Raw genomic sequence first — 10,826 nt, forward strand, 5'->3', positions numbered from 1 at the left:
ATGGTCTCGATTGAGCCATTTTCGTCCCATCTGCGGAGTGTTCTTTCATGGACTCGAAGGATTTGGGCGGCTTCCTTGGGTTTGACATATCTGGCAATAGGTTTATCCTCAACCCTTCTCGCTTATTATACCGTATTGCCCTAAAATATTAACCGAATTTGTGATTAAATCATGCTCTCACTCAAATGACTACCGAACTTCAATCGTTAGAAAACCAAATCGAATCCCTACGCCAAGAGGCTGACAGAGCGATCGCCATCTGTGAAACCCTCTCAGGACTGGAACAGTTGCGGATTAACTATCTAGGCAAAAAAGGCCAACTCTCCAAAGTTCTGGGGGGAATGGGTAAACTTGAACCGGAAGCGCGCCCTCGTATTGGGGCGCGCGCCAACGAAGTTAAACAAGCCCTGCAAACTCAACTCGACCAGCGTCGCACAGCCCTAGAACTCGCCCTCATTGAAGCTCAACTAAAAACTGAAACCATAGATGTTACCATGCCCCCTGTGTATCGTCCCCAGGGCAAAATTCACCCCCTCAATGCCGTAATTGACCGGGCTTTAGATATCTTCGTAGGTATGGGCTACACCGTGGCTACCGGGCCAGAAATGGAGAGCGACTACTATAATTTTGAGGCATTAAACACCCCCCCAGACCACCCGGCGCGGGATATGCAGGATACCTTCTACCTACCTGATGGGAATCTGTTACGGACTCATACCTCTTCGGTGCAAATTCGCTACATGGAACAACATCAGCCCCCCATTCGCATTGTCGCACCGGGTCGGGTTTATCGTCGCGATACTGTGGATGCTACCCATGCGGCGGTATTTCATCAACTGGAGTTATTAGCGATCGGGGAAAATCTCCGTTTTACAGACCTCAAAGGCACTATTAAAGAGTTTCTGGGTCAAATGTTTGGTGATCTACCAATTCGGTTCCGCGCTAGTTATTTCCCGTTTACAGAACCCTCCGCTGAGGTGGATTTGGAATGGCAGGGTAAATGGTTGGAGGTGTTAGGCTGTGGTATGGTCGATCCGAATGTTCTCGAAGCTGTGGGTTATGATCCTCAAAAATATACTGGATTTGCTGCGGGGTTTGGGGTAGAACGCTTTGCTATGGTCTTACACCAATTGGATGATATTCGGCGGGTTTATGCTAGTGATCTGCGCTTTCTGCGACAATTCTAAAGGTTCTTAGGGTGGGTGTGGATTTTATGTTTTTGGCAGTTGGGAAATCCTTTAATCGGTCAGTTTCTGGGTTAGCTATAGTTTTGTTGATGCTCTCAGTTGCACAATTGGGGGCGCGCGCTCAAATATTGCCTAACTCTAACTCTAATATCGCCCAAACCACCAGCGATCGCTGTCGTAAAATTTCTGAACCTCGGGGTTTAGTAGTTCGGGCGCGACCTACTCCCAATTCTCCCGTCGTCGGTCAGGTTTCCTATGCTCAACAAGTGACTTTAGCCACTAATGCACAGGGAATAACTGGTCCTGGTGGTCGCTCCTGGGTGGAAATCACTAATCCCGTCCGGGGTTTTATTTCTAACGGCTTTCCCAATAGTTCCGGTAATTTGGTGGACTGTTCTACCGATTTGGCTGAAACTCCACCCACACGACCATCAGGGAGTCTTTGTCGTCAAGTCGATCGCGAGGCGGCTCCAGAAGGTGTCGCGGTCAGGGCTGCTCCTTCCCGCTCATCTGCTCGTCGCGGTGGTGTCGATTCGGGAGAACGGGTACAATTAGCATCTGACTATCGCTTAATTCCTGACCCTGATGGTGAGCGTCGCAATTGGGTTAAAATTACCACTCCGGTGGCTGGATATATCTCTGCTAATACGTTAATTATGTGTCGGTAGTTTCAGCCATTCGTTACCTCTTTCCCCCCATGCTTTTTCCTTTCTAGGGAAGCCGGGGGAATTAATTATCAATTACAGCAAACATTACCCTTTCCCTCAATCCGAATCCTAGGGGGGAGTATGTCAATATAGGTATTGCTGACAGGCTGATTTTAGCAATGTAGCCGCGTCTCGTTGCATTTCGGGAGAAAAATAATAATCATTGTAAAAAGAGGTTTTATCGCCCAAATCCGGGCGCTGATAGGCTAAATTCAGGGTGGTAGGGTATCCGGTGAGTCGGTTAATTAATAGTTGTGGCATTCCTCGGGTAGAAACACATTGAATATAATCATTAGCGAAGGGGATGATTTGAGCGATCGCCTGAGCATTTATCAAGTGGGGAAACTTGCCAAATAGACAATAAATATTATTGTATGTAAGTTGATAATCAGGCTCCCTCTCGGAAAACCAAAGCAGAATTTTCGGGACTTTAATTTTGCTCAATAAAAGCTGATAACTGCTGACCCAATTTTGTCGAGTTTCGGCGATAATCTGATTGACAAAATCGCGATCGCAGGTAGTCAATAACTCCTGATAAGCCGGTTCTGAACCCAACTGTTCACCATCAGAACGTCGGCGGATATATTCCAAGCCTCCGGTATCAAATAGGGAGTTACTCTCACTGCGTCCAGACATGACCTGAACAATGGCAAACTTACCGCGATTTATGTAATCGATTAAGGCAGAATTGTGGAGAAAGAAAGAAGGACCCGCCCCCCCATATCCCAAGTTTAAAACTGGTAATTTCAGCCAATTTGCCAACAAATTAGGATAGGGGCGATCGCCAAAACAGCCAAAAGTCTGTGCCGCGCCTAAACAGGTAAAATAATCACCCTGAGCGAGTGTGTGGGGTTGGGGGCCACGAAAAGATAATCCAGTGTTTCCCAACTCAAACATTTGGTAGTTAGTAATAGAGCGATCGCGTTCTTGATAATATCCCATAATTGATTAGCATTGTTAGCAGCATCTGAAAAATCGAGCTAATTAACCCGATCAATTCTAGCCAGATCCCCCAAAGCCGGACGAGTCCCATCAAGATTATTTGTCAAAGTAATTGGCAAAACATCCGACGCACCCCAGTAATTTACCAACTGTTGTAATAACCAATCCTGGTCATCACGCAAAGCATCCAAACCCGTAGCGCGGTTAATGATAGCAAACCAGACCACACCGCGATCGCGAGTTGGGATAGCCCCCGCCAAAGCACTAACATCAAACAAAGTGCCAGTTTTGACAGCCGAATTTGGAGGAATGCGGCGATATTCCAAAGTTCCCAAATCTCGTCCCGAAACAGGTAATAAATCCGCCACAGTTAAATCTGTATCTCGCAAATGTCTATCCAAAGCGATAAACATAGCCACCGAAGCCCTAGGAGAAATTTGATTTTCATGACCCAAACCAGAACCATTAATCAGGCGAATTTCATCAACGGAAACCCCAGCAGCCTCAGCCGCCAATCGTCGCACCATCTCAGCACCGCCCAAAGTTTCAGCCAACATTTCCGAGATGGGATTATTACTGTAGATATTCATTTGTTTAATAATCTCAGCCAAACTCAGAGACCGATGGCGGATTAGGGGTTGGAGATTAGGCGGGGAGGTGACATATTGCACCGAGCCCAAAATTTGTACCTGTGGTTTTGGCAACCCCGACCCTGAACGGACATATTGAGTAGCTGCTTCTGACTCCCACAGCCGGGAATCGAGGGATTGACGGAGTAAATTACCCACCAGTTGCGGTTCCGATTCATAATTCATCGAAAAATTACCAGCGATCGTCAAATTTCCCCGCACCTGACGAATACCCAACTGATTGAGAGCATATCCCAAACTAAAAGCCTCTTCCCAGACAAAAAAGGGATTTCCTCCCCCCACAATCACCAAATCCCCTTGCAATACCCCATTTTCAATGGGACCAGTTGCGCCAATGATGGTTTCAAACTGATGGTTAACACTCCAGGTTTGCAACGCCGCCAAAGATGTAGCTATTTTAGTGATCGAAGCGGCCGATAAAGGAATATCCCCCCGATGATTAGCCACCGTAAAAGGTCCCGCCTCAATCCATACCCCCTGAGAGGCGCTGGATATGCCACGACTGGATAAACGCGCCAAATACTGTTGGACGATCGCCTCTACTGCTGGATCTGGGCGTTCAATAGAGATAATATCCGATAGGCTGCTTTCCCACATTTGCTGGGAAGTCCTATTCAATTGGTCGCGATTCATCCCAGCCATCTCCAACCATACAGACATAATCCCAGAAGTAAACACATCTAACATCGGCCGCTGTTTCCTCAAAGTCAAACAAAAATCAGATAATTATCAACACCGCAATTCTAGGATTTTCCCGGACCATTAGAATCAGTTTTCTTGAGGATAATTGTAAATGGATAAGTCCTAAACACTGCAGCCAAACCCTGCTTCAAAAGCTTTCTGGCCCTGGCCCGATGAGTGGGACTTAACGGTTGCCCCAGTGTGTCAACCACAAAAACGTAATTTTGGTAATTTGGCATTTAAGCTATCTCCCAGATGGGGTAATGTTTGCCTCGGTCATGTTAAAGGGGCTTTTTACGTCTAGCTCACTCGAGATTGCCAATCCACTCATCTCGTTCCTTAAAGATAGACGACAGAGCAACAGGCTGGCGTTCACCTGTGGGTGTCATCACCCCCTTAACGTAGGTCTAATCCTGGACCTGCATCTTGCAGACTCTGTGAGGAGTAATTTCCGCCTCCTGCCGGAAATTACCGGATTTTATGCAAGAGGATATCGCGTACTGAGACACTTAGCGCGAAACCCCTTGCTTTATGGATAAGGGTTATAACCCCGTTTTTTGGTAAAATCTTCAAGGTTTCTCTAACTTGGGTCAATGGGCTTAACTAGCGCACGAATTGCAATTGACGCGATGGGTGGAGATCATGCCCCCACAGAAGTAGTGGCGGGCGCGCTGATGGCACAGGAAAAATTTGGGGTTGATGTCATACTGGTGGGAGATCCTCAGCAGATTGAGGCATCCCTCAAAGAACACCACAGCAACTCACCATTGCCAGAAATTGTCCCCGCCGAAGGGACAATCGAAATGCACGAAGAACCATTAGGGGCGATTAAACGCAAGCCTAATGCTTCTATTAATGTTGCCATGAATTTGGTTAAACAAAAAAAAGCTGATGCGGTTGTATCTGCTGGTCACTCTGGGGCGGCGATGGCTTCGGCACTATTGCGGGTAGGACGCATTCGGGGTATTGATCGCCCCGCCATTGGTGCTGTGTTACCTACTATGGTGCGTTCTTCCCCGGTTCTGATTCTGGATGTGGGGGCTAATGTTGATTGTCGTCCTAAGTTCCTAGAACAGTTTGCTGTTATGGGAAGCATCTATAGCCAGTATGTTTTGGGTGTTGATAACCCGACTGTGGGATTACTCAATATTGGTGAAGAATCTTCTAAGGGTGATGATCTGGCGGTGCGGACTTATCAGATGCTACAAGAAAATTCTCTGATTTCTTTTGCTGGAAATGCTGAAGGACGAGATGTACTCACTGGTAAGTTTAATGTGATAGTTTGTGATGGCTTTGTGGGTAATGTACTATTGAAATTTGCCGAGGGAGTCGGAGAGGCGGTTCTCCAATTGCTGCGGGAGGAGTTATCTTCGGGACTGCGATCGCAACTGGGGGCTACTCTGCTGAAGCCTAGTTTAAAACGCTTTAAACAAAGGGTTGATCACGTTGAACATGGGGGAGCTTTACTTTTGGGTGTAGCCGGAATTTGCATTATTGGTCATGGGTCTTCTAAAGCCCCGACTATTTGTAATGCTATTCGCATGGCGCGAGATGCGGTTAATAATGAAGTGCTAGAACGCATTAATTTACAGTATCAAAAACACCAAAAACAGGCGATTGAACAAGACTCATAATCTGGCGATCGTCGGATTTGGTGATCAGCTATATGCTCTGGGGAAAATTAATAATTGATCATTGTTAATGTCAATTATCGATTTTACCCCCCCCCTGCACCCTAACCACTCACATTTTGACCCCTTTCATAGAAAATAATTAAGGATAAATGACAACCACAGGTATAGCTATTACAGGTAGTGGCGCGGCTACTCCGTCGGTTTTACTCGATAATAACCAACTTTCTCAACTGGTGGAAACCTCCGATGAGTGGATTAGTTCCCGCACAGGTATTCGTCAACGGCGCTTGGCGACTACAGAGGTAACACTTAGTCACATGGCGGCATCGGCTTGCGCAAATGCGATCGCTATGGCTGGTTTACAACCTACTGATATTGATTTAATTATTCTCGCTACTTCCACCGCTGATGATTTATTTGGTAGTGCTAGTCAAATACAAGCACAAATTGGCGCGACCAAAGCGGTGGCTTTTGACTTGACGGCGGCTTGTTCTGGCTTTGTTTTTGGCTTGGTCACTGCTAGTCAGTTTATCCGTAACGGAGTTTATAAAAATGTGCTTTTAGTGGGGGCGGATATTCTCTCCAGATGGGTTGATTGGTCGGACCGCCGCACTTGTATTTTATTTGGAGATGGCGCGGGTGCGGTGGTTTTACAAGCCAGCGATCGCGATAATTTATTGGGTTTTGAACTCAAAAGTGATGGTAGTCTCAATAGTTCCCTTAACCTGGCTTTTCAACCAGAAGCTAAGGCTTTAACTCCCGAAATTACTATCAATCAAGGTAAGTATCTACCCATTACTATGAATGGTCAAGATATCTATCGCTTTGCTGTTAAAAAAGTCCCGGAAGTGGTCGAAAAAGCTCTATTTAACTCCGGCTTAACTGCTGATGATGTCGATTGGCTTATCCTTCACCAAGCTAACCAACGGATTCTTGATGCTGTCGCTCAAAGGCTAAAAATCCCCCCCCATAAGGTGATTAGTAACCTCGCTAATTATGGTAATACTTCCGCCGCTTCTATTCCTTTGGCTCTTGATGAAGTAGTGCGATCGGGAAAAATACAATCCGGTGATATAATTGCTACAGCCGGATTTGGTGCAGGTTTAACCTGGGGTTCGGCAATCTTTAAATGGGGAAACTAATTAAAAGTTAAACCCCATTTTTTACTGTCCTATTTAGCTAAGGTTAACAAGCAAACAATAATGACTAAAACCGCATGGGTTTTTCCTGGACAAGGTTCACAGGCTGTCGGTATGGGTGCCGATTTATTTGATTCACCAGACGCACAACCTAAGTTACATCAAGCTGCTGATATCCTCGGTTGGTCTCTACCTGATTTGTGTCAGGGGGAGGCTGATAAATTGTCTCGCACTCTCTACACTCAGCCCTGTTTATATGTAGTCGAAACTCTCCTCGTTGATGCTCTCAAAAAACAAGGTCAAACTCCCGATTTAGTCGCGGGTCATAGTTTAGGAGAATATGTCGCTCTTTATGCTGCTGGAGTCTTTGATTTTGAGGCGGGTTTGCGTTTGGTTAAACATCGCGCCGAACTCATGGATAAGGCGGCGGGGGGACAAATGGCTGCTCTCATTGGCTTTAATGCTGAACAACTCAATCAACAACTAGAACAAACCGACAATGTGGTTTTGGCTAATGATAATAGTTCCGCTCAAGTCGTGATTTCAGGAACCCCAGAAGCCGTTGATAATCTCCTCAGTAAAATCAAGGTCAAACGAGCCGTTAAATTGAATGTATCGGGCGCTTTTCATTCCCCTTTAATGGCTGATGCTGCTACCCAATTTCAACAAGTTTTAGACTTAGTTCATTTTCAACAGGCTACCGTTCCGGTTTTGTCTAATGTAGACCCTACCCCCGCTACTGATGGGGAAATTCTCAAGGAACGTCTGGTTAAACAAATGACGGGTTCGGTGCGTTGGCGCGAAATTTGTTTACAACTTTCAGAACAGGGTATTCAAAAAGTGATAGAAGTCGGTCCTGGTCAAGTATTGACTGGATTAATTAAGCGGACCTGTTCCGGTTTGACCCTAGAAAATTGCGATCGCATTCCGCCATCCTAATTTCTTTAATCCTAATTGTACTGGGAGCATCCCGCTCCCTTCCCAATTAATTATCAATTACTAATTACTAATTATTAATTATTAACTCACTTTCCACCAAAGGTATGGTAAAATGGAACTGGCTGCCTTGGTTTTTCCCCAAAGAATCAGCCCAGATACGGCCTCCCCAACCCGTGACAATTTGCCTACCTATCGCCAATCCTAAACCCGTTCCCCCCACTGTGCGGCGTAGGGAACCCTCCTCCTGATAAAACCTATCAAAAACTTCCTCCAAGCGGTTAGGCTCAATTCCTCGTCCCGTATCAGCCACAGTCACCTCTAACATTCGATCGCCATTAGATTTAGCCTTAATAGTCACCTTACCCTCAGAACTGGTAAACTTGCAAGCATTATCTAACAGTTTAGTCAGCAATTCAACCAACCACTCACCATCAGCTTTAACTAACGGTAAATTATCATTAATTTCTACCTCAATTTTAGGCTTATTTTCCGCATATCTAGCACTCACACCACTAATAGCCAAATCAATACATTCTTCCAATCGCAAAGATTCCGGGTTCCAGTCCACTCTACCACTTTCTAAATGGGATAAAGTTAGAAAATCCTGCACCAATTTCCGCAGACGTTCCGCGTCAGCTTGAGCCGTTTCTAACATCACCTCTCGCATTTCCAAAGGCATATCTGGTTCCTGACTCAAAGACTCCAAACAGACCTGAATTGTAGATAAAGGAGTCCTTAATTCATGACCTGTAATGGCAATCAAATTGCTGCGAGTCCTTTCTAACGCTTCCAATTGCCGATTCAATTCCTCAAGATTTGCATGAGTTTCCGCCTGAATTAAAGCCGCAGCCAACTGAGTAGCGATCGCATCCATCAAAGACAGCTCATCATCTTCCCAACTGCGACAAACCGAATTACACTGATGCAATTCTACCATCCCCAAAAGCCGACCTTGCGACAAAATCGGCACCATCAACCAGCCGCCAATTTCCCATTTTTCAGCCAGTTTAGCCAAAATATTCTCACCCTCATCTATCCCATAATCCACCTCCCCCGGTTCCCCCAAATACACATAACGTTGTTGTTGTAGAACCTGTATAAATAAAGGGTTATTTTCCAGCCACCAAGTCTCCCCCCGTAAAGATTTAACCTTTGTTCCCTCCGGTTGTTCAGGGCACGATCGCAGATATTCATGTTCAATAACAACACTTTGATCAGTAGACCTACACCGATAAATCAAACACCGATGAGCCTGCATTGCTTCCCCAAATTCACGAGTAGCAATTTCCAGAACTTCTTCCGGGTCAAGAGATTGACGAATAGCCGCTGTGATGGAATTAACCAATCGCTCCTTCCACTCCTGAACCGCCAAAGAACGATAAACCCGCAGTAACTTATGTTGACCTGCTTGTAAATAAGTTACCAAACGATGAGCAAACGGATCATTTAGCTGCAAATCTGGCTCAACTTGCTCCTTCGGATTTGGGCCAGCTTTACGTTTTTTTGATTTCCGAGGTTTGACCAGTTTCGTAGGTAAATTAAAGCCACTAACAGCCTCTTCAATTTTACTGTGTATTTCCGGTCGATAATACTTAACTCTTTCTAGTAAAAGTGTCGCCACTTGGGAACAAATCAGACGATTAGAAGTCCACACCCCCTCAAAGGGACGCGCTGGGTCCATCGTCAACTGTTCTGACATCTCGGCATTTTCCGCTAAATCCTCACGTTCAATACAAACCAGACAGCTTGCATAATTCTCCCCTAACACCACTAAATTCCATTCCTGACTCAATATATCTTCCGGTGGAAAAGCCACAGTTTCATAAGCATCAGAAGCATTTTTAAACTCAGTTTCTGGTGCAGCCATCACATATACTTGAGAGGTCAAAGCCGCAATTCGCCGATATCTATGTGCTTCCTGACGATAAAACCTTTCTCGCTGAAATGTAGCAATCACCAAGGGAGAATCTGACCCCGCCAACACCTGATCTTCCATAGCATGAGAAAGGGCAATTAGGGAAGATTTAAAGTATATTTGAGGTCTAATCTGTGGCTGATACTGCACCAATTCTGTTAGAATTGATATGGAAATGCTCATATATTTTTACCCCGCAGATTTTCTTCCCAGGAAATTGTATAAAAGCGATCGCCATAATGGTCACAGGGGTAAACTGGGGGAATATGTACTGATTCTGAACGCGCCAACAACAGCCAATGACCACTTTCCGTCACATAGCCAATTTCTACAATATAGTCGCGATCGCTCATCGGTACCGGAATATACCATTCCTGCGTTAACTCATCGCACTCATATTGTTTCATACTGTGGGGACGCTGCTTATCCATATCGATCCAGGTGACATCGTAAACCCGCAGCGCCAGTTGTTTACCTCCTTTTTGTCGCAAGGGTTCTCGATACTCATTACCAATATCCCAATAAGCATAAGCCCAACTGGGATCTCGTGGCAACAACACGATACATTTCTGATTATAGCCACCCGGTAAATCCGGGAGTCCTTCATCTACATCCAAACCTATAATTTCGCCATCATCCTGTTGACCTACATTGAATTTTTTCGATTCCACATCTAACTGACTGCGATCGTCTCCTCCTCCCACTACCCATGCTTGACCACCTGTTAGCGTTGCTTGCTTCAAATTCTCATCCGCCTCTCCATCCCTTTCCGACACCTCATCGGAGGAATCTCCTAACTCAATTTCCGCTACCTCAGAAACCTCCTGAGTTTCCGCATCTTCCACAACTTCTAATTCCGAGACCCTTTCCGAATCCGAATCCCCAATATCTGCTACCTGGTAACTCTCCTGACTCTCCTGAGTTTCCGCATCTTCCACCACCTCTGATTCCGAGACCCTTTCCGAATCCGAATCCCCAATATCTGCTACCTGGTAACTCTCCTGACTCTCCTGAGTTTCCGCATCTTCCACC

10 protein-coding genes and 1 pseudogene are annotated in these 10,826 nt (G+C 45.7%); 5 read left to right on the forward strand and 6 right to left on the reverse strand.

Annotated features, from left to right (window positions below; genetic code table 11):
* Positions 1-98: pseudogene (locus tag P5683_RS19170) on the reverse strand (IS607 family transposase); the annotation flags it as partial.
* A gap of 87 nt (positions 99-185) precedes the next feature.
* Here P5683_RS19170 and pheS point away from each other — a divergent pair.
* Positions 186-1,187 (forward strand): phenylalanine--tRNA ligase subunit alpha, encoded by a 1,002-nt coding sequence (pheS, locus tag P5683_RS19175; protein WP_006625918.1) that lies wholly within the window; start codon positions 186-188, stop codon positions 1,185-1,187.
* A gap of 26 nt (positions 1,188-1,213) precedes the next feature.
* Positions 1,214-1,855: an SH3 domain-containing protein gene (locus tag P5683_RS19180; protein WP_006669784.1), complete on the forward strand. Its 642-nt coding sequence runs from the start codon at positions 1,214-1,216 to the stop codon at positions 1,853-1,855.
* 123 nt (positions 1,856-1,978) lie between these two features.
* Here the strand turns inward: P5683_RS19180 and P5683_RS19185 are convergent, their stop codons facing one another.
* From P5683_RS19185 to P5683_RS19195, 3 genes are read right to left on the reverse strand one after another with little or no spacing between them, the layout of a single operon-like run.
* A complete protein-coding gene (locus P5683_RS19185) occupies positions 1,979-2,836 on the reverse strand; it encodes a DUF6473 family protein (RefSeq protein WP_006625920.1) in 858 nt (285 codons plus the stop codon).
* A 38-nt stretch (positions 2,837-2,874) separates the two neighbouring features.
* Complete coding sequence (locus P5683_RS19190) at positions 2,875-4,173, reverse strand: D-alanyl-D-alanine carboxypeptidase (RefSeq protein ID WP_006625921.1); 1,299 nt, start codon at positions 4,171-4,173, stop codon at positions 2,875-2,877.
* 56 nt (positions 4,174-4,229) lie between these two features.
* Positions 4,230-4,406 (reverse strand): RRXRR domain-containing protein, encoded by a 177-nt coding sequence (locus tag P5683_RS19195; RefSeq protein ID WP_006617505.1) that lies wholly within the window; start codon positions 4,404-4,406, stop codon positions 4,230-4,232.
* A gap of 354 nt (positions 4,407-4,760) precedes the next feature.
* Between P5683_RS19195 and plsX the strand changes: the two genes are divergently transcribed.
* The 3 genes from plsX (at position 4,761) to fabD (ending at position 7,879) form a co-directional block, all read left to right on the forward strand.
* A complete protein-coding gene (plsX, locus tag P5683_RS19200) occupies positions 4,761-5,801 on the forward strand; it encodes a phosphate acyltransferase PlsX (RefSeq protein ID WP_008050530.1) in 1,041 nt (346 codons plus the stop codon).
* Positions 5,802-5,950: 149 nt separating this feature from the next.
* Positions 5,951-6,943 carry a beta-ketoacyl-ACP synthase III gene (locus P5683_RS19205; RefSeq protein WP_008050529.1) on the forward strand — a complete coding sequence of 331 codons (993 nt, stop codon included), beginning with the start codon at positions 5,951-5,953 and terminating at the stop codon, positions 6,941-6,943.
* A gap of 60 nt (positions 6,944-7,003) precedes the next feature.
* Positions 7,004-7,879 carry an ACP S-malonyltransferase gene (gene fabD / locus P5683_RS19210; RefSeq protein ID WP_006625926.1) on the forward strand — a complete coding sequence of 292 codons (876 nt, stop codon included), beginning with the start codon at positions 7,004-7,006 and terminating at the stop codon, positions 7,877-7,879.
* Positions 7,880-7,946: 67 nt separating this feature from the next.
* On the opposite strand, the gene P5683_RS19215 is transcribed toward fabD, so the two are convergent.
* On the reverse strand, positions 7,947-9,977 hold the full coding sequence (locus tag P5683_RS19215; RefSeq protein WP_315640892.1) for a DICT sensory domain-containing protein: 2,031 nt from the start codon (positions 9,975-9,977) through the stop codon (positions 7,947-7,949).
* Positions 9,974-10,826: DUF4912 domain-containing protein (locus P5683_RS19220; protein ID WP_315645529.1), on the reverse strand; the 853-nt coding region annotated here is incomplete at its 5' end. The genes P5683_RS19220 and P5683_RS19215, both read right to left, overlap by 4 nt.

Source organism: Limnospira sp. PMC 1279.21, from assembly GCF_032349615.1.
Classification (GTDB): Bacteria; Cyanobacteriota; Cyanobacteriia; order Cyanobacteriales; family Microcoleaceae; genus Limnospira; species Limnospira fusiformis.